We start from the raw sequence: 23,837 nt of genomic DNA, 5'->3' as shown, positions 1-23,837 counted from the left end.
CTTGGGCTCAGCCGGATTTTTAGTATAATTTGGCAGCTCTCCTGTTATCCGTTACTATGAACAAAGGGGGAGTGGAAAATGAAACGAATCGTTCTTGCGCTGCTCATGATATTGGCTGTGGCGACAGCCTGCACCACCGAGGCGGATCTCAATCTGGATGATCTAAAGACCGTATTCGCGGACAAAGGGATAATGCTGCTGAATGAGGACGGGACAAAGAATCATTTTGTGCTGAAAGGCCTGAAAGCTACTACCTACAAGCTGGAGAATGACGAATCGGTTTCCTTCTATTTATTCCCCACCGAGAAGAAGCGCGAAGAGGGACTCACGGATTTCAATCAGCAAAAAGCGAAATTTGATATGCAAATCCCGGCCATTTATGAAGTGAAGAATGTTCTTATTCTTTATTGGTACGGCGGGCAGACAGGCTCCCCTACCCGGCATGATACGGACATCAAAGAAGCCGTCAAGGCGCTAAGCGCATTAGCGACGGATAATATTTGAACCTGGGCCACTCCCGGGGTTTACATACGAGCGCGGCTTGTCTCCTGCAACGGGAACAGGCTGTGTTTATTTTTTTAGAAGGACCTGTTTAGAGAAAATTAATACCCGGAGCGGTTGACTGGGACGATCATCGTCAGTATTTTATAAGTACTGCCCGTCAGTGCAGATGCATAATAAAAGGAGGTTCGGGTAAAAGAGGGAATGACGATAGTCTGATTCGGGATAAGTAGAGTAAGGAGGAGATGAAAATGATGAAAATATGCATGCGCAGTCCGATGGCCAAATGGGCCGGAGCTCTGCTGTTCATTCTGCTCGCGGCCATCACGTTCGAAAGTTATACGCAGGCAGCTGTACCCGTCTCGCAAAGGTTTGATCTAACGGACCCTTCCACGCAGCTCATTCGCTCGAAGGCTTTGCACAATAATACCGTCCTGCAGTCGTTTGCTTTTGACAATACCAATAAGAAAATCTTCACGGTCCAGCACATGGCGGGAGGCCAGCAGCTGCCTGGGGAATCTGCTCCTGTATCTGGCGCCAACCGGGCATTGAATGGCGATTTATGCGTGACGAAGCTGGACTTGTCAGGGAATGTAGAAGGATATATGTTCTTGAAGGGATTTGGGCATGGTGTTCAAATCGGTGTTGAGCCGGTGGGTTCCGCTTCGTATTTGTGGACAGAGGTTGATGCGCTCAGCGATGGAACATCCGGATGGGGCTCCAAGCTGGCACGGTTTCAATTCGTGAACGGTCAGGTGCTGACCTCAGCTTCCTCTTCTTTGACGAAGTTCGAGCTCGTACCGGGCGCAGACCGCACAACAGTCAGTATCGATATGACCCACGGGTATTTGACCATGCGTTATCGTGAGGACGGTTCTTTCCGCTATGGCGTGTACAGCCTGGCTCAGGTGAAAGCAGGGAATTACACAGCTCTTGCGGATATTGCCCAGCCGTCCGGTCTTGGCACATTCCAGGGCTTCACCTCCTTCGGAAGCACTTTGTACCTCTTGGAGGGAAATTCGTACAACTCGACCACTTCTATCTATCCGAACGGCAACACGTACATTACCAGTGTTAACCTGAATAACGGCATTGTCAGCGACAAGCAGCTGACCAAGGCAGGCTACACACTCACCTTCAGGGAGCCTGAAGGTATGGCCGTCCAGATTCCCGACACGAATCATCCGGAGAACGCGCGGCTTGGCATCGGGCTGGCTTCAACGGTATCGGAGAGCAATACATCCAAGCTGGCCAGTATTTATTATAAGGATTCATTAACGGATTATGGAGTTTAATTAAACAGGAAGACGATCTAATCAAAAACGTCCGGATAGATCTTATGCTTCGTTTCAGAGGCATATGGTTCCATTCAGGCGTTTTTTTTCTACGCAAACCTGCGGACCGGGTATGGGAAAGCGACTTAAATAGAAATTTGATACGAATTGTATATAGAGGACTTTAAAATGATAAGGGATGTGGTGGAATGCAGGATCGGTCCTTAATCACAATGGAAGAAATGATCCTGGAGGCGGAGCTGTTTCAATCCGTTTATCCGGATTTAATAGGAGAGATTGACCGGGGTGAGGTCGCGCATGGCAAGCTGAATGATTTTCAGCTTATGCAGGCGGTGGCGCATGCCAAGAACGGGTTGGGGGTTCTGAGCTTCGAGCGCCGCCAGGTGATCAACGCGGTTTTTGATGCGTTCACAACCATTTACCGCAAGGATGGCCGGGGCTCGGCGGAGCGGTGGGCGAAGCAGTCATTTGGATGCTTCAGCAGCAGCTTGTCGGTGAAGGAGAAGGATATCGCCGATATCGTGATGAAAATCGACGAGCTGTCCCGGCTCATCCAGGGGAAGGAGTCCGAGCTGCTCCAGCTGTACCGGGAGCTGAATATGCTGCAGAGGTATCTGGCGCAGGAGGAAGGCGTTCAGCCGAATCCTTCCTGACAGCTTTCCCATAGCGGCCTATCATGGGCAGCGCGGCTTGGGCTGCGGCCCTCCACCAACGGGCCGTACGCCGCTTGCTGCGCTTGTGAGGATCAAAACCCCGTCCACGCGGCCATGCCGGGGGATGGGGTTTTGATTATTTTTTATTTTCCCGCACCGGTGTAGATGTGAATCGCATCTCTCAGAAATTCTGCCGTTCCCGGCTGAGCGGCGTCATAATGGGCCTTGAACCGCTCGTCGTCGACGTACATTTGCGCGAGCCCGGCATGGGCTTCCTTGCTGTAATTGCTCCAATAAAAGGTGAGCCACTGTTTGTGCAGGTCGGCCGCCTTCTGGGCGAGCCCGCCCGCCGGATCGCCCTCTTTGAATGCTTCTGCGAGTGTGACCGTTAATTCTTCCGCCAGGCGGGTCACCTCGGCATGCTCCTCCTGCGTCATGTTCATAAATTTCTGATTGGACTTGTCGATTGCCTCGTTTCCGTATTTCCGGCGAATCTCTTCTCCGTATTTGTCTTCATTGTCTTCAACCATCTTCTGTTTGAAGCCTTCAAATTTCTGCTGATCGGTCATGGTCGTTCTCCCTTCTGCCGCTGAAATGGTTTGTTCCACATTGGCGATGAGCGTATCAAGCTGCCTGCGTCTGTCAAGGAGCTGTGCGTAATGCGTCCGGAGCGCCTCGGCACTGTCGAAGGATGGAGCGGTCACGACCTCCCTGACCCGTTCCAGCGGGAACCCAAGCTCTCTGAAAAACAAAATTTGCTGCAGCCGGTCGACCTCCGCCTGACCGTAGATCCGGTAACCGGACGAATTGATCCGGGCCGGCTTGAGAATGCCGATCTGATCGTAATAGCGGAGCGTCCTTGTGCTGATTCCAGCAAGCCTGCCAAGCTTCTGTACGGTATATTCCATGCCTTCGCCTCCTGACATTTCTAAATGTACACCTTTACGCCGCGTCAATGTCAATGCCGTCATCGCGGATTTATTTCGCAGCAGACTGATTCTGTAAATGGATATTATTGGAACATAAATAAGCACATATGTTTGCTGCCATCCCGGCTTTTATGGTAAATTAAATTCAATATGAAGAGCATCGCTGGCAAGCATTCATGCTAGCACTATCATATACCTATCGGGACCTCCTGATTCGCAACATGCATATGCAATAGAACAGACCATGATCCATTATGGGAGGCGCATTTATGATAAACCAAGTTAGACTGGTCGAACCATCCCTGGAGTACCGCGATTTATATATGGATTTTCATGAGGACTGGCTTGAGAGCGGTGAGGACATGGTGCCCTGGGTGATTGAGAGGGATCCCTCTGATTTTGAGGCATATGTTGCATTCTTGTATGCGGAAGATAGCGAGGACAAGCTGACAAGAGAGAGCTGGGTGCCCCACTCTACCTATTGGCTGATCAATGAAGCGGATAAGCTTGTTGGCGCAGTCAATATCCGCCACCGGCTGAATCAGAAATTATCCGAAAGCGGCGGGAATATTGGTTATGGCATCCGTCCTTCCGAGAGGCGCAAGGGTTACGCCGGAGCTTTATTGGCCAAATCCCTGATCAGAACCAGAGAGCTTGGCCTGAACCGGGTGCTGGTTGTTTGCGACCAAGGGAATATCGGCTCCGAGAAAACCATTCTCAAAAATGGCGGCATATTTGAATCGGAGTTCACCGAAGCGAATGGGAATATCATCAGGAGATTCTGGATTGAGCTGTAGAGGCTGGCGCGGACAGTCATTTGAAAATAGTTGGTGGAGGCCATGAAGGCAAGAATGTATTATATCATGGCGGTATTTATCGTTATGGTGCTGGGCTTCGGTTCCAGAGCATATTCCGAAACGCTGCCCGGTTTTGTGTCCGAGCACTTCGGAGATGCACTTTGGGCGGGTATGATCTATTTTGGCGTTCGTTTCTTATGGGTCCACAAGCGCTTATTCTGGGCATTCGGGGTGAGCTTGATATTTAGCTTTGCCATTGAGTTCAGCCAGCTCTATCAGGCGGATTGGATCAATGGTATAAGGAGCACGCTTGCGGGCTCGTTGATACTGGGAAAAGGGTTCCTGGCTGTGGATTTGCTCCGCTACAGTATTGGAATTCTGGTTTCCTGCATGATAGATGCCGCTCTTCGAAGGAATCAGTCATGACAGGTAAGTGAAATGGAGATGAACGAATGCTATTTTATATCATTTCTATAGTGGTTATCCTTATTGATCAAATATCAAAAGGCCTTATCCGCATGTCGATGGAAGTGGGGGAGACGATTTCCATTTGGCCAGGCGTCCTGCGATTTATTCATTACGAAAACACCGGTGCAGCCATGAGCTCCTTTCAGGGCTTTGGCCGTTATTTTGTCATTGTTGCGGTGGTCCTTGCTGCGGCCGTGCTTTACTACCGGCGTCAAGGGGAGCTGCGCGGCGTGATGCTGGAGCTGATTACAGGGCTAATGGTTGGCGGAGCGCTGGGTAATGCTATTGATCGGGCGGTATTCGGCAAGGTGACGGATTTTATCTCGCTCGGAAAAGGGGGAGGAAGCATGAATGTGGCGGATATCGCCATCACGATCAGCTTCTTCCTCATTCTCGCCCGTCTGGCCTTGCATAAAAGAATCTCCTCCCATTCAAGGAGAATATAATGTACGGTGATTGATTTATACCATTAAATATCTGCTTTGCGTTTCAATCGCGCTCTGACATTTGCACTGCTGCAATACCCAATAACGGTGTGGTTGTGACCGCAAGATTTTATCCCGATGAACATTCATCGGGATATTCTGCTTAGGTCGATGCATGATAAAATTTATAAATTCACATATATCCTGGTAAAATAAAATAATGCTCCCACTATTCAATTGGAAAGATGAAGGGTTATAATACTCTATAGATTATAAAGTAACTTAAAGTAATATTGTAGAGGAGGAAACAACCTTGTCCAGATTAAATCAAACTTTCTCAATTAAAGGCCTGACCCTCCGCAACCGGATTGTCATGCCTCCGATGTGTCAGTATTCCGTCAGCGCCAAGGACGGCAAGCCGAATGAGTGGCATGATGTGCATTATACTTCCCGTGCTGTAGGGGGTACCGGGCTGATCATCATAGAAATGACGGATGTGGAACCGGACGGACGGATAAGCGATTATGATCTTGGCATATGGTCGGATGAGCATGTGCCGGCGTTTGCCCGCGTTATTGAGGGCATACACCGTTTCGGCGCCAAAGCCGGCATTCAAATCGCCCATGCAGGACGTAAGGCAGGGGATGCGGAAGTGCCGGTCGGTCCTTCTGCCATTCGTTTTAGTGAAACCTTCAAGCAGCCGCATGCGCTGACGACTGAAGAAACGGAAGCCATGGTTGTCAAATTCGGAGATGCCGCCAGACGGGCAGTGGAGGCGGGCGTGGACACGATTGAGGTGCATGGGGCACATGGCTATCTGATTCATCAGTTCCACTCGCCGTCGATTAACAATCGCGATGATAAATACGGACAGGACCGTGCTCTGTTCGGTGTTGAAGTGCTGCAGGCGGTTAAGGCTCAAATGCCGTCCGACATGCCGCTCATCATGCGAATATCGGCAATTGAATATATGGATGGAGGATACGGCGTCGAATATGCGCTTGAGATGGCACGCCGTTATCTTGATGCGGGTGTGGATATCTTTCACGTGAGCAGCGGCGGGGATGGCCCTGTCGGCAAGCTCAAGCCGGGCAATTATCCAGGTTACCATCTGCCGCTTGCACGAAAATTCAAGGAAGCGCTGGGCGTGCCGGTTATCGCGGTTGGCATATTGGACGATCCGGAGCTTGCGCTTGCGGCAGTGGCAAATGGAGATGCGGATCTGGTCGCGGTTGGACGGGGAATGCTGAACGACCCGTATTGGGCGGCGCATGCAATTCGCGCTACCGGCGGCGAATGGAAGGGACTGCTTCCGAAGCAGTATGACAGAATCCTGTAAGCGGTCTGCTGAATTCGGCCATTTTCCCTGATGCGGCTTGAATTGATGCTGTTAATCGATATATAATGGAACCGTTCCAATATTCCAATGACCTTACGGAGGACCCACGCCGATGAATTAATCACATGAATCCCAAGATAACTTGTCAATGTGCAAGCAGCGTTCGCCTGTAGCGCGAACCGGTCTGGGATACGTGTGTCAACGCGGGGGTACTCCTTTTATATGAAGCAGGGTACGGATGGACTGCGAAATGCTTGACGCTGTCAGAGGTGTCTATTTCAGGCGCTTCAGCTAGCGTTCAGGCATATTAGCGGCATGGTTCATGCTGTTCCTCTGCTTCCCCCGGACACGTATAAGACCGCGAGCTGCTGGCCGCGGTTTTTTGTGTTTCCATTTGGGATCGGGGGAATGACTATGTATATCGTCAAGGCGTCTGGACTAAAACATGAATATGGCGGGGAACCGCTGTTTGAAGATATTGAATTGGAAATCAGGAAGAGCGAGCGGGTGGCTCTGTTCGGCAGCAACGGCATCGGGAAGACTACGCTGCTCCAGGGCTTGTTTGGCCGGATCCATCTGACGGGCGGGGATATTCACCGCATGCTTCCGCTAACGGATTGGGGCTCGATCGATCAGCTGGTGGAGCAGGGGGATGAACTGTCCACACTGGAATTTGTCCAGTTTGGCTCGACCGAGCTATATAATCTTAAGCGCACATTACACGACCTGCAGACGCGCTTAAGTACCGGAGACAAAGAATCTGACGTTATGGACCAGTACAGCCGAGCGTACGACAGATATATGCAGCTGGACGGGTACGGCTGGGAAGTGAAGACGGAGAAATGCCTGCAGCAGCTGAAACTGGATCCGGCGCTGTGGAAGCTGCCGTTCTGCCAGCTGAGCAGCGGGCAGAAAACAAGAGCGCAGCTGGCGGCGCTGATGGTCCGGGAGCCTGAGTTTATTGTGCTGGATGAGCCGACTAACCATCTGGATGCGGAGATGCTCGGCTGGCTGGAGGAGTGGGTGCGGTCCTATCCGGGCACCGTGCTGTATGTATCGCACGACCGCGCTTTTATAGACCAAACGGCAACGGCTGTGATGGAGCTGTCCCGTCACGGCTGCCGTCGTTATTCCGGCGGGTACACCGATTACCGCAAGCAGAAGGATCTGGAGCTGCGGACGCAGGAAACTCTGTATGCGAAGCAGCAGCAGGAGAAGGAGAAGCTTCTCGAGAGTATCCGCCGCTACTCGGAGTGGTTTCAGCAATCGCATAAGGCTGCGGGCCAGAATGATTTCTACCGGTCGAAGGCGAAGAAGAACGTCTCCCGCATGCACGCCAAGGAATCCGCGCTCGATAAGCTGGAACAGGAAGGGGTGCAGAAGCCGCGCGAATCGGCCCGCTTGAGCATGCGGCTGGAGGACGCGGGATTCGCAGCATCGACTCTGCTTCGGCTCGAGAATGCGGGCTTTGCGTATGAGGGAACGCCCGAGATATTCCGGCACCTCCAGCTGTCGGTGAACCGCGGCGACCGGATTGCCATTCTGGGGCCTAACGGCGCAGGCAAATCCACGCTGCTGAAGCTGGCGGCTGGCCTGCTGCCGCCGACTTCCGGGGCCGTGCGTCTGCATCCACAGACCAGAATCGGTTATTTTGCCCAGGAGCTTGGCAATCTGGATGAGGAGGAGACCATCCTCGGGAGCTTGCTTTCCCTTCCCGATATGACGCAGTCGCAGGCGCGGACCATTCTTGGCTGCTTTATGTTCAAGCGCGAGGAGGTCTTCAAGAAAATCGCCGGTCTGAGCATGGGTGAGAAATGCCGGGTGGCCTTCCTGAAGCTGTACTTTGGCCGCGCCAATCTGCTGGTTCTGGATGAACCGACCAACTATCTGGATATCGACACCCGGGAGCGTGTGGAGGAGGCGCTGCAGCAGTATCCCGGAGCGCTGCTGCTCGTTACGCATGACCGGTATTTGATCCGCAAGACGGCGAACCGGCTGATCCTGATGGACAATAATCAAGCTCCGGAGCTGTTTCCCGGGACATATGAGGAATACGCGTCCCGCAGCCGGACTCATCCGCTTAATACGGATGGGCAGGAACGCGCGAATGAGTGCGGACAGCTTGAGCTCCGCCTGGTCCGATTGATGAACGAGGCGGAGCCGGAGAATGAGCTGCAGCAGAAAAAGCTGATGCAGGAAATTAAAGAGCTGCAAAAGCAGATCGCGCTATTGAGGCAGATATAGAATCTGCATATGGATTGTCTGAAAGCATAGCTATTGAAAAGAAGCCGGAAGCGATGACCTGAGCGCTTCCGGCTTCTTTGTGCATGGCAGAAATATTGCTTAAGATACAAAAGCCCGACTAACCGCCGGAGAGCGGAAAGCGGAAAGAGTCTGAAGCGCAGGCGCTCGCTTTTTTTTGTACATGGCAGAAATATTGCTTAAGATTCAAAAGCCCGACTAGTCGCAGGAGAGCGGAAAGCGGAAATAGTCTGAGAAGCGCAGGCGCTCTCCTTCCATGCGCAAGCTGTCTTCTTCGCCGGACTTTTACGTCTCGATGACCACCATTTGATGGCATTCCAGACGTGGGACCGTATAGGCGATGATCGTTTCATTTTGCTGGAACGGCAGCTTGGTGCCTTGTGGGGCCAGATAAACGCGCTTCGCGGCTTCCGGCAGATTCAGCGCAACCTCCACATCATGAAGCGGAATAATATCTTCGATGACCTCAACGCCATCCCCGCGTTTCACGGGTGAAGCATAGAGAAGATGATTGACATAACGCGCCTGCGCCGGCTGATGCTGCAGCGTCACCACTCCCTGCGCCGGCAGGCTGGTGCGCAGCGTGATGTCAGGGAGCAGCCGGCGCAAGGCCCACAGCACCGTCTCCTTCAGGATCAGGCTGCCTTTGGTCGCGTAATCCTCGAACACATTCCAGGCCAGATAAATGCCGTTCTTGTTTTCAGTCATGCCCGGACCGGCGATGCTGCCGCTGTTTGGCGTATGCTGATGGGAGCAGAACGTGAATACATCGCGGTTGAAATAAGGATCCTCCCGGTGTCCAAGCTCCGTTCCTCCGCTGCTCAGAGCTATACTCTGCCCCTGCGAATAGAAAATATATGCGGCGGAGCCGAGTGCGGGCAGCTCGAAGTGCGGACGGAAATAATCCGGTTTATACGGGTTCTCGCCCAGCCAGGAAGCGCCCAAATCAAGCACAAAGCCGTCGTCTGGCTCCGTCAGGTTGGCGCTGCTGGCCTTCCGCAGCCCGCTCTCGCCGGTTGCGAGCAGCTTGCCTCCTTGGGCCAGATAGGCCTCCAATTTGGCCGTCAATGCCTCCCCTTCCGCAAGGCGTATATGGTCGGGGAGAATGATGACCCGATAGGCACCGAAATTCGCCTCCTGGTCGATAACGTCAAACAGCAGCTTGCCTTCCAGAAGCATGCGCACAGCGCCGACATCGGAGGTTTTATTCCGGCCGGTATGCTCATTGGCGGCAGCCTCCTCGGAGAGCAGCGCCACATCGGCAACGGCTGTGGCATTGACGCACCAGGCCTCCTTGGCTTCGGCTTCGGAATACGCGGCTCCAATCAAGGAATAGGTGGCCTCATCCATCAAGCCTTCCGGATGAAGCTGGTCGCCGATGGAGCAGCGCGCTCCGTTGGCAAGATTGAGCGCAACCTCGTAGCGCAGCGCATTGGGATGCTTGTAGCCGCCGAATTCTCCCCATGAGGTGTGGAATTTGCCTGTCATACCGAGATAAGGCATGCCAAGCGTCTGGGCATAGCGGGCGGAGAGCGGGAAGTGGTCATAGCCCCAGCCGCCCGTCGGCAGCGATTCCAGCTCCAGATGGGTATTCATATGTGCCAAATCACGGCGGCCCCGCTGGATATGGCCCCCATTATGGAAGATCGGCATATCCGGCTTGATGGCATGAATGACGCGTTTGACGGATTCCGTGTAATGGGCATAAACCGTTTCGCCATAGGCCAGAATCACGTTTTCGTCGCGGGGATCGAGACCTTGGGCGCGAATGTCGGCGACACAGGCTTGGCAGTAACATTTGCGAACGCCCACAATATCCAGGAAGATGCCATCGGCATCATACCGGGTGGCCACTTCCTCAATCTGCTTCAGCAGCACGTCCAGATAGGGCGTATTCATGCAGAATTCGTGATAGCCCGGCAACATGAATCCCTTGACCCACTGCGTCTGGTCGTCCCTGCTGCGGATCAGCCACTCGGGATGACGCCGCGCAAGCTTCTCGTCAAGTCCGGCTGAGATATAGACGGGTGTGTTCACGTTGATCTCATGGGCTGCCTCGATCATGGAGCCAAGCAGATCGAAGGAGAGGCCGGGATGGGTCTCGTTGGCCTCCGAAGGGTGGTACGCCCAGCCATGATGACATTTGGAGAATACCGTGATGGAATCGACATGACCCTTTTGGAGCATCTGCTGGAACTGTTTTTTGTCAAAGGATTTGCCGATGCCGGGGATCATTTCGGACGTATGGAAATCAAGATGGACCTGTCGGAACCGCATGATACAAACAACCCCTTTACGTTTAATGGCGTTAACCGGTATACATGGCGTAAATGCTGGTGAAAAAAGCGGCTTTCAGCTTTAATCTATCGCATCCGCTCTGTTTGCGTATAGGGACGTAAGCGATTTCAATAGGACGATATCGACTTTTTGGAACAATGGGCAAGGATAGGCTGCATAAGCGTTCCCTGCCGTCGAAGGATGGCGGCAGCAAGTTCCTTCTAACTGCCGGATATAGCGTATAATAACTTTGAACGGAACGTTTTCAAGCTTGAACAGGATCGTTAGGAATAGAAGCGGCAGGAGCTTGAGGGGAGGTTATGGGCATGGATTGCCTGCAGCTGTTAATACCGCCAATTCCGCAGTTTATGACGATTGGCCATACGGTCTGGAAGCCGGGAGACAGCCATTTTGAACGGACCTTCCAGGTGTACGATATGCTGATTGTGGCCAAGGGAACGATGTATATGGCTGAGGACGGGGTGGAATACGCGATCAAAACGGGCGGAATGCTGGTGCTGGAGGCAGGCAGGACGCATGTTGGGTACCGGCCGTGCGAGGAGGATACGGAGATCTATTGGCTGCACTTTGTCCATAAGGGACCGGCGATTACGGTAAAGGCCGATGATATCCCCTGGTTCTCGATCCGGCGTAAAGATACGGATACAGATACGGAGCCAACGGCGCATTACATGTTTATTCCGAAATTCGCAGAGGGCCTCGATCTGCTGCCTCTTATTCCCACGCTTCAGGCAATGCTGGACTTGCATCGCAGTCTGCAGCTGTTCGGCGCGCTTCAGCTGCATTCTTATCTGGCCAGGCTGTTTACCCAGCTGCAATCGATTGTGGCTGCCGGGCAGCAGCCGTCCAAGTCGCTGGAGATCAGCCGGGAGGCGGAGAAGTTTCTGCGCCGCAGCATTGAACAGCCCTTCTCCTCAGGCGCCCTCGAGGCCGCGCTGTCCTATCATTTTGATTACATAACCCGCTGTCTGAAGAAGCACACCGGGATGAGCCCGATGAAATACCTCCATTATCTTCGTGTGGAGGAAGCGAAGAAGCTGCTTGTCCAGACCCGCGACTCTGTGCCGGTCATCGCCGGCAAGGTCGGCATACCGGATTATAATTATTTTATCCGCGTATTCCGCAAGCAGACCGGACAGGCACCCGGGGCGTACCGGCGGGAGCGTCAGGGCTTCGTCTGATGCATGTTGACGGCAAATAATCAAGCGTGGATCGGATACGCTCGGCAGCCCATTAACCCGGAAGGGTTTTTATCCTATGCCTCACTAGACCTGCTGCCGCATCGCGTTCATCCGGCTGCCGCTGCGGTAGGCGCGGGGCGAGAGCCCGGCCATTTTCTTGAAGGCTTTGCCGAAATGCGAGAAATTATCGAAGCCGGTTCGAAGCGCGATATCCGTGATTTTCAGATCCGTTTCGCGAAGCAGCCGCTGGGACTCCTTCAAGCGCAGCAGGTTGATATATTCGCTGAAAGCAAATCCTGTCGCGGATTTGAAGGTGCGGCTCAGATAATAGGAGCTGATGGCGAACTGCTTCGCTACGTCTGTTAAAGACAGCGGCCCCGCATAATGCTCATTGAGAAACTGGACTACCTTGATCATTCGTATATGCATGGGCGAACCATCGTCAGCGGGCGCAGGCTGGCCGTGATCGCCGCTTTTTGCACGGACGGCAATCAGCAGCAGTTCGATAATGGCGTGGCGCAGGCGGATGGCGCATCCCGTTTCCTGCAGCCGCATTTCGTTTATGATTTCGGCAATGACCCGCTTGAGCTCGGGAAGCTGCTGGGCCGGCAGGGTGACAACGGGATATTCGCGTCTAAAAGGCTCCACCAGTATGGCGGCATCATGAGGGTAGGCCTGCTCCAGCCATTCATGCTGATAATTGATCACAATTCTTTCGTGGTCGGGCACTCCGGTATCGGAGGTTTTGTGCAGCACCTGCCGGTCTATAAATACCATATCCCCCGCCTTCACCCGGTAAGCGCGGTCCTTTACGAAGTACATTCGCTCGCCCTCACATAAATAATACAGCTCATAATAAGGGTGGAAGTGGTTCGCGGTCATCGAGAAATGCCCTTTGCGTTTTAAATTATCGATATCCCATCCGCCGGATGGATCCTGAAAGCTGGTTCGTGTGGAGGCATTCATTCGTCTCGCTCACCGCCCGTCTATGTTTCTTCATGATATTATAGCAATAAAAGCGGGGTTAGGGGTGGCTTATACATAAACTGCGGTGAAAAATCGTTTTATTTGCGCTAAAGTTAGCTGTGACGAACTCATTCAAATCTTGCATGAAAGCGGTGGCAAAATGGCACAACGTAAAAAATATGTATTAGTCGGCACTGGCGGAAGAGCGGAATTCTTCTATGGAGCGCTTGCCGAGCATTACCGGGCAACTTCGGAGCTGACAGCCTTCTGCGATATTAACGAAACCCGCATGGCTTACGCGAATAAGCTGCTTGTGGACAAATATGATCATCCCGAAGTGCGGACCTACCGCGCCGACGAATTCGAAGAGATGATCGAGCAGGAGCGTCCGGACGCGGTTATTGTTACGACGGTCGACCGCACGCATCACAAATATATTATCCGGGCCATGGAGCTCGGCTGCGATATTGTGACCGAGAAGCCGATGACAGTGGATGAAAACAAGCTTCAGGAAATTCTCGATGCCGTCAAACGCACAGGCCGCAAAATCAGAGTCACCTTCAACTACCGCTATGCGCCGCATCATACGAAAGCGCGCGAGCTTATTATGGAGGGGGCTATCGGCCGCGTGAATTCGATCCATTTTGAATGGCTGCTGAACACCCAGCACGGCGCGGATTATTTCCGCCGCTGGCACCGGGACAAGCGCAACAGCGGCGGACTCCTGGTGCACAAATCGACGCATCACTTCGATCTGGTCAATTTCTGGATCGGCTCGGAACCGAAGTCTGTTTTCGCATATGGCGATCTGATGTTCTATGGCCGTGAGAATGCCGAGAACCGCGGCGTGACGGAATTCTATGAGCGCGCGACGGGCAATCCGATCGCCGAGAATGACCCGTTCGCCCTCCAACTCGACAAAAATAAGCATCTGAAGGCGATGTATCTGGATGCCGAGCATGAAGACGGCTACCGCCGCGATCAGAGCGTCTTCGGCGACGGAATTTCCATTGAGGATACGATGGGCGTGCTTGTGAAATACAACAGCGGCGCGATTCTGACGTATTCCTTGAATGCTTATCTGCCTTGGGAAGGCTACCGCATCGCATTCAACGGAACCAGAGGACGGCTGGAGATGACCATTGTCGAGAAATCCTATGTCAATTCGGGCGGGGAAAAGTCCCAGGAGGGTGCCGTGGAAGGGATATCGATCACCGTTTATCCCATGTTCGACGCCCCATATACCGTGAAGGTGGATGAAGGCGAAGGCGGCCATGGCGGCGGCGATCCTGTGCTGCTCAATGATGTATTTGGCGAGCCGGTGCCGGATAAGTTCAATCGTGCCGCGGATCATCGGGACGGCGCGATGTCCATTCTGACGGGGATTGCCGCCAACCGTTCCATACGCACCGGATTGCCGGTTCGAGTGAGCGATCTTGTCAAGTTCTAGGACAACCGTAAGGGAAGGGAGCAGGTAAAATGAAACCGTTTATGGATGACAATTTTCTACTGAACAGTGAAACGGCAATCGACCTTTACCACAGCTTTGCCAAGGATATGCCGATCATTGATTACCACTGTCATTTGAGCCCGCAGGAAATATACGAGAATAAGACGTTCCGCAATATTACCGATGTATGGCTGTCCGGAGATCATTACAAGTGGCGCGCTTTGAGAAGCAACGGGGTCGAGGAGCAGCTGATTACGGGAGATGCCGACGATCGGAGCAAATTCGACGCCTGGGCGGCTACGGTGCCGGTAACACTCGGTAATCCGCTTTATCAATGGTCGCATCTTGAGCTTAGACGGTTCTTCGGCATTGAAGAGCTTATTAATACGGGCAATGCGGAAGCGATCTGGGAGAAAGCGAACGCGCTGCTGACCGGAGGGGGTTACGGCGCCCGCGACTTGATCACACGCTCCAAGGTGAAGGTGATCTGTACGACGGATGACCCGGCGGATTCGCTTGAATACCATATCAAGCTGAAGGAGGACAGCAGCTTCGATACGGTCGTGCTGCCGTCCTTCCGCCCGGACAAAAGTCTGGAGATTAACCGCGCCACCTTCAGGCCGTGGATTGCCAGACTGAGCGAGGCTGCAGGGCAGCCGATCGGCAGCTACGGGGAATTGCTCTCCGCGCTCGAATCGCGGATACAGTTCTTCGATTCGGTTGGCTGCAGGGTATCGGATCATGCGCTCGATTATGTGCCATATGCGGATACGACGGAAGAGGAAGCCGCGGAGATTTTCGCCAAAGCGCTGCAAGGCGCGGAAGTGAGCCTCCTGGAGGAGCAAAAATACAAGACGCATACGCTCCTGTTCCTGGGCCGGCAGTACAACAAGCTCGGTTGGGCCATGCAGCTTCATATTAACGCTTCCCGCAACAATAACAGCCTTATGTTCGGCAAGCTGGGGCCGGATACAGGCTACGATTCCATCAACGACAGCCAGGTTGCGTATCCCCTGACCAGACTGCTGGACGCTCTGAACTCGGCTGATGCTCTGCCCAAGACGATTCTGTACTCCCTCGATCCGGTGAATTATCCGGTGCTGGCTACTGTAATGGGCAGCTTTCAGGGCGGCGGCGTTGCGGGTAAAATGCAGCTTGGCTCCGCCTGGTGGTATAACGACACTAAGGACGGCATGCTGGTGCAGATGAACACGCTCGCGAACATTGGCTTGCTGAGCCGTTTTGTCGGCATGCTGACGGATTCGCGCAGCTTCCTGTCGTACACGCGCCATGAGTATTTCCGCAGGCTGCTGTGCGACATGCTCGGCGACTGGGTGGAGAAGGGCGAAGCTCCCCATGACCGGGAGCTGCTTGGAACCATTGTGCAGGATATTTGCTACAATAACGCGCAGCAGTATTTTGGATTTGCGCAGTAGGGATTTATGAGAAGGCGGCTGTCCGGCGGTTTGCGGGCAGCCGTCTTTTTCAAATGGAATGCTGCTGACGAAGAAAGCTTCGCTTGTGCGGCTGAAGTCCGACACTGACGGGGCGCGTTAACATTACTCGCTTCTGTGCGCGTCCATCAGCAGGTTACGAGTTTATCGAAGCCGCCGTGTTGAAAAGCCTGCCGGTTTACACGCTTTTGCAGCCTGCTTAAAGTTTCTCCATACAGGAGCTGCTGCAGGAGCGGGAATGGTGGGCTGGAAGCCGGAAATTCCTTGCTGGAGTCGGCGGAGAGCGGGTAAACGGGGAGAGCGCGCCTGCAGTAAGGTTATTCCTTGCTGGAGCAGCTGTAGAGCGGGAATGGTGGGCTGGAAGCCGGAAATTCCTTGCTGGAGTCGGCGGAGAGCGGTGTGAACGGGGAGAGCGCGTCTGCAGTAAGGTTATTACTTGCTGGACCAGCTGTAGAGCGGGAAACGTGTGCTGGAAGCCGGAAATTCCTTGCTGGAGTCGGCTTCCGTATAGGCAGAAGGCCCATAAGGTCGGCTGAAATCCCCCTATCCCGCTGCGGATTATCGCATGTATAATAGTTAACTGGAGGTGTTATTGATGACATTAATCGAAAACAATGCAGTTGTGCTGTTTCAGGGGGACAGCATTACCGATGCAGGACGCAACCGTGAGGATGGGTATAGTCTGGGCAGCGGCTACGCCAATATTGCCACAGCGCTGTTTACCAGCAAGCACCCGGAGAAACAGGTCCGCTTCCTTAACCGCGGTATCGGAGGCGATCGCGTGGTTGATCTGGAACGCAGGTGGGAGCGGGATTGCCTGGAACTGAAGCCGACCTGGTTGTCGATCTATATCGGGATCAACGATACCTGGCGCCGGTATGATAGGGGCATTCCGACGAGCGCGGAGGAATATGAGACCACCTACCGCAAACTGATCAAGCAGGCGAAGGAGCAGCTGAATGTCAAACTGATCCTGGTAGAGCCGTTCGTGCTTCCGGTCAACGAGGCCCAGAAGACCTGGAGAGAGGATTTGGACCCGAAGATTCAAGTGGTCCGCAAGCTCGCCAACGAGTTCCAAGCCCTGTATGTTCCGCTCGACGGGTTGTTCGCTCAAGCGGGTACACAAACAGGCCCCGCTTATTGGGCGCCGGACGGCGTTCACCCATCGCCTGCGGGGAGTGCGTTGATCGCCAAGGCCTGGCTGAATGCTGTGAAAGCTTAAGAGAACTTATTATCAATGACGTGAATATAAGGCTGGTGTCCGGGAAATCAGGCGCCGGCTTTTTTGTCGTTTTCCTTCGCTTCAAAGGGGAAGATCTTCCTTGATGCATCCTCTGCTCTTCATTTCATTAAAAATTAAATCACCCAAAATTGTAACTTTTTTCTTTTTTTCTCGTCCATATATTTGGAAATGTTATGCGAATTATGAAAACTGGAATTTATAAATGATAGATGAGTAAAAATCCGCAGTCGTAAAGGAGCTTCACGAAATTGAATACGAAAAAAAAGACACTTCCTCGCGTCCATGAAAAAGAGGCATCGAATACTTCGCTCATTCAGTGGGCGATCGTAGCGGCGGTAACGCTTTTCCTGTTTATTTTTCCATTCAGGTACGCGCTGTTTAACGGAGCCGTATTGAATTTTGAAGCTCCCCTGTTTGAATTCCTGATGTATTCGTCCGTCATCGTCTTTCTTCTCGGCATTCGCTTTCTCTACAATTGGAGACTGGATGACTACAGGTTTCTGTTGTCTCTGGGAGTGCTCATGCTCCCGCTTATGTATGTGCTGTCTTCCTTCCAGGCGGCTTCCGCCCATAATGCGAAGCTGATGGTTCAGCTTGAATTTATGACCGCGGCTTTCTTTATCGTCGGTCTGTATATGATGCAAAATAAGCTTCACAGGAACATCATGGAAGCGGCCATTCAAATATCCGGCTGCACGATTGTCATCTATGGATTCATGAATTGGTTCGGACAGGTGTATTATCCCAATGCACTGTGGCTGGCCGATACCTCTTACCGTCTGACCTCGGTTTTTCAGTATTCCAATTCCTATGCCGCATTTCTGACCGCTCTTTTCCTGGGCGGCCTGTTCTCAGCTATCCATACCAGGCAGTGGTACCTGCGGGCAATACATAGTTTCATGCTTGTCCCGATCTGGTTGTCACTCATGCTGACTTACTCCCGGGCGGCGCTTGTTCTGCTGCCAGTCATCGTCTTGTTCATTCTTCCTTTTCTGAAAATAGGCAGGCAGCTGCTTTATTTGATTTATATGGTTCTGGCTGTTCTGTTTTCTTTCGTGATCCTGAGCCATGTGACGCGAATAGGCACCGATATCTCGGCTATACTGGAGCCCGCCTCCGAGCTTGGGAAGACCATGTCCCTCTGGAATCCTCTCCCCTTAAACGGCTGGAGCTTCGTTCTGGGCATTTCTGTGGTACTTGCAGCACTGATTGTTTTCATTCACCCGCGGTTATCCGGCTTTCTAGAAGCCAAAACCACCGGATTGGAAAAGTCCAGGCTGTCTATTGCCGCTGTACCTGCGCTCTTCATCATCCTGGGGACATTGGCCGTCACTCTTGTTCTTACAAGCAGCGGAATCAGAAGCTTGCTGCCTGTGAGTATTGCGAACCGCCTGGAAAATATCAATTTGCAGCAGCACAGCGTCCTGGAGCGCGAGACCTTCTACAGAGATTCATTCAAAATCTCGGCTGAGTATCCGATCCTGGGCGGCGGAGGCGGTGCCTGGGCAGCGCTTTACCAGAAATATCAAAACAATCCGTATGGCAGCCAGCAGACGCACAGCTATTTATTACAAACCATGGTTGAAATCGGCTGGCTGGGGCTCCTCGTTCTGCTCGGATTCCTGATTACCGTTTACGGTCTGTTTATCCGGTCCTATATCAGAAATCCCGGGCTTCGCGGCGGCGGCGGATTTTATTTCTTCATCATTTCCCTGTCCATTCTGGCGCATAGTGTAATCGACTTCGATATGAGCTTCATGTTTCTTTCCGCACTTGTGTTCCTGTGCCTGGGCGCCATGCTGGCACCTTATCACAAGACATTTCTCATACCGGCGTGGCAAGCATTTCAAAAGGTCAATTGGCGATGGGTCTTTCCCTCCTCGATTTCTTTGCTTGCGCTTGTTCTATTCATCGGGGCGTACAGGGAATACGAGGCACGCGCAAGCTTTGATCATTCCTTGAATATGGCAGTCGCAGAGAGGAAGCCGCTTAATGAGCTGCTCACCTACATCGACCGGGCGATTGCGATTTCACCGGAGCATCCCGATTATACGCTGCTCAAGATAGACTGGATGAAGCAGGCGTTCAACTCAACCCGGGATGAGCAGTACCGGCAGGAGCAGGGACGGCTGATCACTCAGTTAAAATCCTATTCTCCTTACGACTATAAGTTATTGAGAGAAGAATACCAATATTACAAAAGCATAGGAGACAATGACCGTGCCTTGAAGACGATCGACGAAGGTCTGGACAGGTTCCCGTGGGATATGTATTTCTATGAAGCGGGGATGATGGAGTATTATTTGTCCGGGATGAACGGGAAGCAGACGGATGAACAGGCGGCAAACGCCAAGTGGGATCACTCCTTTGCCTTGTATCAGGAAGTGCTGGACCGGATCGAACGCCTCAAATCGCTTCCGGAAGGACAGCTTCAGGGCAATGAGTTTATTGTTACCCCGACGATGAGGCTGGCTCTGGGCCAAATTTATTACAACCGGCATGATTACGAGCAGGCCATTAATATGCTGAAGGAGGATATTAATGGTAATTTTGAAGATCCGATCATACGCTCCGGGGTTCATGCCTATCTATCTGCTCTTGAAGCTGCAGGACGGAAGGATGAGGCCTTGCATGCTAAATTAACGGAGGCCGAGGAGAAGGCCAGGGCGGAGCAAGAGTTAATGGAACAACAGAAGATTGCGGCAATAGAGAGCTAGTCGCGATGCGGTCCCCTTCTGCTGGAGCATACGAGAGACATTTCATAAGCATGCTGCCGATAAAAGATCGGAACGACAGAACCCATTCGGGTATATGATAAAGCATCGAATATTTCTGATGGAAAGCACTGCCTGCCCAGTGAGGATGCGCCTCCATTTTTCTGCAATCCAGCGGCCATTGCCCAGCCGCCTGAGTGTAACAATGAAGAGGGTATAGAACGCTTGATCAATGGATTCATCATCGAAAGTAGCATCTCGGTTAATCGTGAACGGTTACGGAGGGACGGGACGTATGCTGCTACAACAAACGAAGGTTCAAACCTGCAGGGACCTGCTGCAGCAATTTGAGAATCAAGAGCCTGCAACGGGCGGAGAGCGGATCCGCTTCGAAGGTATCGAGGGCCGGGATGTGTATAACATATCGGCTGCTTTTGCCGACCGGGAAAATCTCGTTATCGCAGGGCGAGTGGAAGGACGCAGCACGGAATTTTCGGAGGTTATTTTTTTTCGCAAGGAAGGCGAGGTCTGGAAGCCCCATCCGGATTATCCGGTTTATGAGCTGCAGGATCCCTTCTTTACACGAATCAAAGGGGAACTGATCTTCGGCGGCGTAAGGGTTATTGCCGATCCGCTGCATCCGCACTGCATCGTGGCTTGGGTGACGGAATTCTATCGCGGTGCGGATATCGCCGGCCTGCAGCATTTTCTCAGCGGTCCATACCATATGAAGGATATTCGTCTGATCGAGCTTGCGGATGGAGAAATCGGCGTGCTGACCCGTCCTCAGGGCTACAAAGGCGGCAGAGGACAGATCGGCTTCGTCAAAGTCGGCCGGCTCGAAGATGTAACCGCTTATCTGATCGGCGAGGCTCCCGTATTCGAGGATCAGTTTGCCGGTACGCAGTGGGGCGGAGCCAATGAGGCGCATGTGCTGGACAATGGCCTTGTCGGTGTACTCGGTCATATCGCCTCCTTCGATGAGGAGGATGGCAGCCGCCATTACTATGCCATGACCTTCGCCTTCAACCCTGACACCCTGGAGAAGACACCGATGAAAATCATTGCCCGGCGGGGGAGCTTCCCCGCAGGCCCCGCCAAGCGCCCCGATCTTGCCGATGTCATCTTCAGCGGCGGTCTGGTGCGCAGGGAAGGCGGCTTGGCGGATCTCTATGTGGGAGCGGGGGATGCCGCAGCGTACAGGATTGAAATCGCGGATCCTTTTCTGGAATACGAGCAATTGTAAGCAGCGGCGGGTCAGGACGGCATCTGCCGGCCCTGAATCAGCAGAGCGGATAAGACAGCTATTCATCCATTCATGCGCTTGATGTGTTATCCATGTTGAACGATTTTCGCGATGCGATGACCCGTAAGACGCATCTGAAAGCCCCTTTTCCTCAGTCGGAAAAAGGGGCTTATTCCGGGATAATCCGGACAAGGATTGTTCATGGCACTTGGACAAGGGTATAATGTAAGGGTATTCAAGATCCGAATCAAAGGAGGAATACCGAAAATGGAAAAAGCATTGCTTGGCCGGACGGGCCTGCAGGTGACAAAGCTTGGTTTTGGAGCCATGGAGATTCGCGGTCCCCGGGTATGGAACGGGCGCCCCGTAGCCGATGAGGATTCCGAGCGTATTCTGAACGCTGTGCTGGACGCCGGCATTAACTTCATTGATACCGCATACGATTACGGCAGAAGCGAGGAGCTGATCGGCAAGTATATCAGCCATCGCCGGAATGAGTATTTCCTTGCAACCAAATGCGGATGCACCTTGGTGGACAAGGGTGATCACGACGAGACGCCTCATGTCTGGACACGCGATAATATCCTTCATAATATTGAGACCAGCCTGAAACGGATGAAAACAGACTATGTCGATCTGCTGCAGCTGCACGGGCCGACAGTGGAGCAGACGGAAGAAGGCGGACTCGTCGAGGCATTGAAGGAAATCCAGGCCTCGGGCAAAGTCCGCTGGATCGGCATTTCATCCTATTTGCCCCATCTCCCGGCCTACATAGATACCGGTGCGTTCGACACCTTCCAGATTCCATATTCCGCCCTGGAGCGTGAGCATGAGAATCTTATTGCCAAGGCAGGGAAAGCTGGCGCGGGCATTATTATACGCGGCGGCGTAGGACAGGGCGAGCCTGGAGCAGGACGCGGTTCCCAGGACCGCTGGTCGGCATGGGAAGCGGCGAAGCTGGACGAGCTTCTCGAAGAAGGAGAGAGCCGGACAGGCTTCCTGCTGCGTTTTACTTTGTCCCACCCGCAGCTCTCGACAACGATTGTAGGCACCAAGAATCCGGAGCATCTGAAGGAGAATCTGCGTTTTGCCCATCAGGGTCCGCTTGCGGATGATGTCTATGAGGAAGCCAAGAAACGTTTGACTGAGGTAGGGCAGGCCGCGAAGGTTTAAACGGAATGGATGACGGTCCGGCAGCGCCGGTAAATATAGGAGAAATAACCGGTCTAAACACAGGGTTAATGTGTCTGGCCGGTTATTTTTTGTCTATTTTGCCTGCCCGGCAGCAATCTCCCGGATCAAATTCGGCATCCAGCCGCGGAGCTGCTGGAACGAAAAGCCGGCAGCCTCGGCTTTGGCCGTGTCCATATACCAGGGCTGGGGAATGCCAAAGGGCGACATATGCATGTTATCAGTCTCGCTCAGGATATTCGCCTCTTTGCCCGCAGCCTGCGATATAAGCGTCATGATTTGTCCAGGGGACAGCTCCCCGTGCGAGCAGGCGTTGACCGGCCCTTCCAGATCGGAACGGCCAAGCCAGGCGAGAAAGGAGGCAGCCTCATCCGAGTTGATGAACGACATTTGCGCATTCAGGTTTGGTATTCCGACGGGCAACCCCTGCTCAACATGCTCAATGTGAAAATGCAGCCGCCGCGTGTAATCATCATGTCCCAAAACAATGGGGAAACGTACAGCCGCCACCGGACACGGCGCTTTTTGCAGCAATACCGCTTCAACCAGCCGTTTTCCTTCAGCATAGTCCGCGTTCGCAGGATAGGGCTCCGGAATAGGATAGGTGTAGGGGTCAAAATCACTCTCTTTTTTTCCGGGTTCTCCGAACGGATACACACTTAGCGATGAAGTTACGATATATCTTCCTGTGCGCCCGGCAAACAAATTCACAGCTTCCTCCGCCTCTTGCGGCGTGAAGCAAATGTTGTCGTAAACAACATCATAATCCGAGGTACCCAGTACAGCGCGCAGAGCGGCCGGGTCTGTACGATCAGCCTGGAGCCGCTTCACCGAGCTTCCGAATGAATCGGGAGTAAGCCCTCTTGTTACGATGGTCAGGTCGACCTGATCATGGATCAACTGTTCCACTAACTTTTTGCCGAAAAATCGTGTTCCGCCCAAAATAAGCGCCTTTTTCATCGTCGACACCTCCTGAATCAAATTTAACCATGCAGCCAGTCGTTTTCATAGATATATCGTTCAGCCCATCATGACTCACAGAAGGTTATATCGATTCCTCTTCCATCACTTGCTTGAACAGCCGCTTGGGCGCAGCGCGCAAATAAGCTTCCTTCAACTGAATGCCCATCTCTTCCCAGTCCTCGGGATTGCTGATGGATACCCAGCCGTGATGGCCGATATAGGGAGGCCTCGTGAAACGCTCCTGCTGGATCAGAATCTCCTGATTCTCCAGATCCGACTTGAAGGTGATCCCATAGTCGCTCATGATGATAAACGATTTGTTGGCTACCTTGAACGTCGTATGCCCATGCCCATCGATCAACTCGGCGACCTCAGGCAGCGCCTTGCAGATCTTGCGCACCTGCTCAAGCATTCTTACTCCCCCAGGCGTTTTCATCCCGCTCAAATCATGCTTCATCATAG

Annotated in this window: 20 protein-coding genes; 15 read left to right on the top strand and 5 right to left on the bottom strand. The window is 52.9% G+C overall.

What is annotated here, in order from left to right:
- The first annotated feature begins 78 nt into the window (after positions 1-78).
- From AC0YNV_RS24300 to AC0YNV_RS24290, 3 genes are all read left to right on the top strand, one after another.
- Positions 79-504: a hypothetical protein gene (locus tag AC0YNV_RS24300; protein ID WP_475770319.1), complete on the top strand. Its 426-nt coding sequence runs from the start codon at positions 79-81 to the stop codon at positions 502-504.
- Positions 505-752: 248 nt separating this feature from the next.
- A complete protein-coding gene (locus tag AC0YNV_RS24295) occupies positions 753-1,796 on the top strand; it encodes a phage baseplate protein (protein ID WP_475770318.1) in 1,044 nt (347 codons plus the stop codon).
- A gap of 188 nt (positions 1,797-1,984) precedes the next feature.
- On the top strand, positions 1,985-2,449 hold the full coding sequence (locus AC0YNV_RS24290) for a hypothetical protein (RefSeq protein WP_210038594.1): 465 nt from the start codon (positions 1,985-1,987) through the stop codon (positions 2,447-2,449).
- A 143-nt stretch (positions 2,450-2,592) separates the two neighbouring features.
- On the opposite strand, the gene AC0YNV_RS24285 is transcribed toward AC0YNV_RS24290, so the two are convergent.
- Positions 2,593-3,357 (bottom strand): MerR family transcriptional regulator, encoded by a 765-nt coding sequence (locus tag AC0YNV_RS24285; RefSeq protein ID WP_475770317.1) that lies wholly within the window; start codon positions 3,355-3,357, stop codon positions 2,593-2,595.
- 290 nt (positions 3,358-3,647) lie between these two features.
- Between AC0YNV_RS24285 and AC0YNV_RS24280 the strand changes: the two genes are divergently transcribed.
- The 5 genes from AC0YNV_RS24280 to abc-f all read left to right on the top strand — a co-directional run bounded on the left by AC0YNV_RS24280 (position 3,648) and on the right by abc-f (position 8,651).
- On the top strand, positions 3,648-4,175 hold the full coding sequence (locus tag AC0YNV_RS24280; RefSeq protein WP_475770316.1) for a GNAT family N-acetyltransferase: 528 nt from the start codon (positions 3,648-3,650) through the stop codon (positions 4,173-4,175).
- A gap of 42 nt (positions 4,176-4,217) precedes the next feature.
- A complete protein-coding gene (locus tag AC0YNV_RS24275) occupies positions 4,218-4,601 on the top strand; it encodes a ribosomal maturation YjgA family protein (RefSeq protein ID WP_475770315.1) in 384 nt (127 codons plus the stop codon).
- Between the two features lie 26 nt (positions 4,602-4,627).
- On the top strand, positions 4,628-5,089 hold the full coding sequence (gene lspA / locus AC0YNV_RS24270; RefSeq protein WP_475770314.1) for a signal peptidase II: 462 nt from the start codon (positions 4,628-4,630) through the stop codon (positions 5,087-5,089).
- A 292-nt stretch (positions 5,090-5,381) separates the two neighbouring features.
- A complete protein-coding gene (locus AC0YNV_RS24265) occupies positions 5,382-6,407 on the top strand; it encodes an NADH:flavin oxidoreductase/NADH oxidase (protein ID WP_475770313.1) in 1,026 nt (341 codons plus the stop codon).
- Positions 6,408-6,821: 414 nt separating this feature from the next.
- Positions 6,822-8,651, top strand: coding sequence for a ribosomal protection-like ABC-F family protein (abc-f, locus tag AC0YNV_RS24260; protein ID WP_475770312.1), 1,830 nt, complete (start codon positions 6,822-6,824; stop codon positions 8,649-8,651).
- Positions 8,652-8,954: 303 nt separating this feature from the next.
- Here abc-f and AC0YNV_RS24255 read toward each other — a convergent pair whose 3' ends face one another.
- The gene (locus AC0YNV_RS24255) at positions 8,955-10,946 is read right to left on the bottom strand and encodes a beta-galactosidase trimerization domain-containing protein (RefSeq protein ID WP_475770311.1); all 1,992 of its coding nucleotides are present in this window, start codon (positions 10,944-10,946) and stop codon (positions 8,955-8,957) included.
- Positions 10,947-11,272: 326 nt separating this feature from the next.
- Here AC0YNV_RS24255 and AC0YNV_RS24250 point away from each other — a divergent pair, with 326 nt between their 5' ends.
- Positions 11,273-12,148 (top strand): helix-turn-helix domain-containing protein, encoded by an 876-nt coding sequence (locus AC0YNV_RS24250; protein WP_475770310.1) that lies wholly within the window; start codon positions 11,273-11,275, stop codon positions 12,146-12,148.
- Between the two features lie 84 nt (positions 12,149-12,232).
- Here the strand turns inward: AC0YNV_RS24250 and AC0YNV_RS24245 are convergent, their stop codons facing one another.
- Positions 12,233-13,114: a helix-turn-helix transcriptional regulator gene (locus AC0YNV_RS24245; protein ID WP_475770309.1), complete on the bottom strand. Its 882-nt coding sequence runs from the start codon at positions 13,112-13,114 to the stop codon at positions 12,233-12,235.
- A 160-nt stretch (positions 13,115-13,274) separates the two neighbouring features.
- On the opposite strand from AC0YNV_RS24245, the gene AC0YNV_RS24240 reads away from it, so the two are divergent.
- From AC0YNV_RS24240 to AC0YNV_RS24215, 6 genes are all read left to right on the top strand, one after another.
- The gene (locus AC0YNV_RS24240; RefSeq protein WP_475770308.1) at positions 13,275-14,564 is read left to right on the top strand and encodes a Gfo/Idh/MocA family oxidoreductase; all 1,290 of its coding nucleotides are present in this window, start codon (positions 13,275-13,277) and stop codon (positions 14,562-14,564) included.
- Between the two features lie 29 nt (positions 14,565-14,593).
- Entirely contained in the window at positions 14,594-16,000 is a 1,407-nt protein-coding gene (gene uxaC, locus AC0YNV_RS24235; RefSeq protein ID WP_475770307.1) for a glucuronate isomerase, read from the top strand.
- A 613-nt stretch (positions 16,001-16,613) separates the two neighbouring features.
- Positions 16,614-17,240, top strand: a complete 627-nt coding sequence (locus AC0YNV_RS24230; RefSeq protein ID WP_475770306.1) for an SGNH/GDSL hydrolase family protein — start codon at positions 16,614-16,616, stop codon at positions 17,238-17,240.
- A 269-nt stretch (positions 17,241-17,509) separates the two neighbouring features.
- Positions 17,510-19,978 (top strand): O-antigen ligase family protein, encoded by a 2,469-nt coding sequence (locus AC0YNV_RS24225; RefSeq protein WP_475770305.1) that lies wholly within the window; start codon positions 17,510-17,512, stop codon positions 19,976-19,978.
- A 292-nt stretch (positions 19,979-20,270) separates the two neighbouring features.
- Entirely contained in the window at positions 20,271-21,221 is a 951-nt protein-coding gene (locus AC0YNV_RS24220) for a DUF1861 family protein (protein ID WP_475770304.1), read from the top strand.
- A 267-nt stretch (positions 21,222-21,488) separates the two neighbouring features.
- Positions 21,489-22,394 carry an aldo/keto reductase gene (locus AC0YNV_RS24215; RefSeq protein ID WP_475770303.1) on the top strand — a complete coding sequence of 302 codons (906 nt, stop codon included), beginning with the start codon at positions 21,489-21,491 and terminating at the stop codon, positions 22,392-22,394.
- A 93-nt stretch (positions 22,395-22,487) separates the two neighbouring features.
- On the opposite strand, the gene AC0YNV_RS24210 is transcribed toward AC0YNV_RS24215, so the two are convergent.
- Both AC0YNV_RS24210 and AC0YNV_RS24205 read right to left on the bottom strand, forming a co-directional pair.
- Positions 22,488-23,372: an NAD-dependent epimerase/dehydratase family protein gene (locus tag AC0YNV_RS24210; RefSeq protein WP_475770302.1), complete on the bottom strand. Its 885-nt coding sequence runs from the start codon at positions 23,370-23,372 to the stop codon at positions 22,488-22,490.
- 85 nt (positions 23,373-23,457) lie between these two features.
- Positions 23,458-23,835 (bottom strand): MmcQ/YjbR family DNA-binding protein, encoded by a 378-nt coding sequence (locus AC0YNV_RS24205; protein ID WP_475770301.1) that lies wholly within the window; start codon positions 23,833-23,835, stop codon positions 23,458-23,460.
- Positions 23,836-23,837 lie beyond the last annotated feature (2 nt).

The organism is Paenibacillus sp. JT31N11 (assembly GCF_056269285.1).
The sequence above is the reverse complement of the archived record's forward strand: the minus strand, read 5'-3'. Positions and strand labels throughout refer to the sequence as shown.

What these genes read in the sequence shown, in the direction of transcription:
- AC0YNV_RS24300 (WP_475770319.1), top strand. Translation starts at nt 79, where the DNA reads ATGAAACGAATCGTTCTTGCGCTGCTCATGATATTGGCTGTGGCGACA.
- AC0YNV_RS24295 (WP_475770318.1), top strand. Translation starts at nt 753, where the DNA reads ATGATGAAAATATGCATGCGCAGTCCGATGGCCAAATGGGCCGGAGCT.
- AC0YNV_RS24290 (WP_210038594.1), top strand. Translation starts at nt 1,985, where the DNA reads ATGCAGGATCGGTCCTTAATCACAATGGAAGAAATGATCCTGGAGGCG.
- AC0YNV_RS24285 (WP_475770317.1), bottom strand. Translation starts at nt 3,357, where the DNA reads ATGGAATATACCGTACAGAAGCTTGGCAGGCTTGCTGGAATCAGCACA.
- AC0YNV_RS24280 (WP_475770316.1), top strand. Translation starts at nt 3,648, where the DNA reads ATGATAAACCAAGTTAGACTGGTCGAACCATCCCTGGAGTACCGCGAT.
- AC0YNV_RS24275 (WP_475770315.1), top strand. Translation starts at nt 4,218, where the DNA reads ATGAAGGCAAGAATGTATTATATCATGGCGGTATTTATCGTTATGGTG.
- lspA (WP_475770314.1), top strand. Translation starts at nt 4,628, where the DNA reads ATGCTATTTTATATCATTTCTATAGTGGTTATCCTTATTGATCAAATA.
- abc-f (WP_475770312.1), top strand. Translation starts at nt 6,822, where the DNA reads ATGTATATCGTCAAGGCGTCTGGACTAAAACATGAATATGGCGGGGAA.
- AC0YNV_RS24255 (WP_475770311.1), bottom strand. Translation starts at nt 10,946, where the DNA reads ATGCGGTTCCGACAGGTCCATCTTGATTTCCATACGTCCGAAATGATC.
- AC0YNV_RS24250 (WP_475770310.1), top strand. Translation starts at nt 11,273, where the DNA reads ATGGATTGCCTGCAGCTGTTAATACCGCCAATTCCGCAGTTTATGACG.
- AC0YNV_RS24245 (WP_475770309.1), bottom strand. Translation starts at nt 13,114, where the DNA reads ATGAATGCCTCCACACGAACCAGCTTTCAGGATCCATCCGGCGGATGG.
- AC0YNV_RS24240 (WP_475770308.1), top strand. Translation starts at nt 13,275, where the DNA reads ATGGCACAACGTAAAAAATATGTATTAGTCGGCACTGGCGGAAGAGCG.
- uxaC (WP_475770307.1), top strand. Translation starts at nt 14,594, where the DNA reads ATGAAACCGTTTATGGATGACAATTTTCTACTGAACAGTGAAACGGCA.
- AC0YNV_RS24230 (WP_475770306.1), top strand. Translation starts at nt 16,614, where the DNA reads ATGACATTAATCGAAAACAATGCAGTTGTGCTGTTTCAGGGGGACAGC.
- AC0YNV_RS24220 (WP_475770304.1), top strand. Translation starts at nt 20,271, where the DNA reads ATGCTGCTACAACAAACGAAGGTTCAAACCTGCAGGGACCTGCTGCAG.
- AC0YNV_RS24215 (WP_475770303.1), top strand. Translation starts at nt 21,489, where the DNA reads ATGGAAAAAGCATTGCTTGGCCGGACGGGCCTGCAGGTGACAAAGCTT.
- AC0YNV_RS24210 (WP_475770302.1), bottom strand. Translation starts at nt 23,372, where the DNA reads ATGAAAAAGGCGCTTATTTTGGGCGGAACACGATTTTTCGGCAAAAAG.
- AC0YNV_RS24205 (WP_475770301.1), bottom strand. Translation starts at nt 23,835, where the DNA reads ATGATGAAGCATGATTTGAGCGGGATGAAAACGCCTGGGGGAGTAAGA.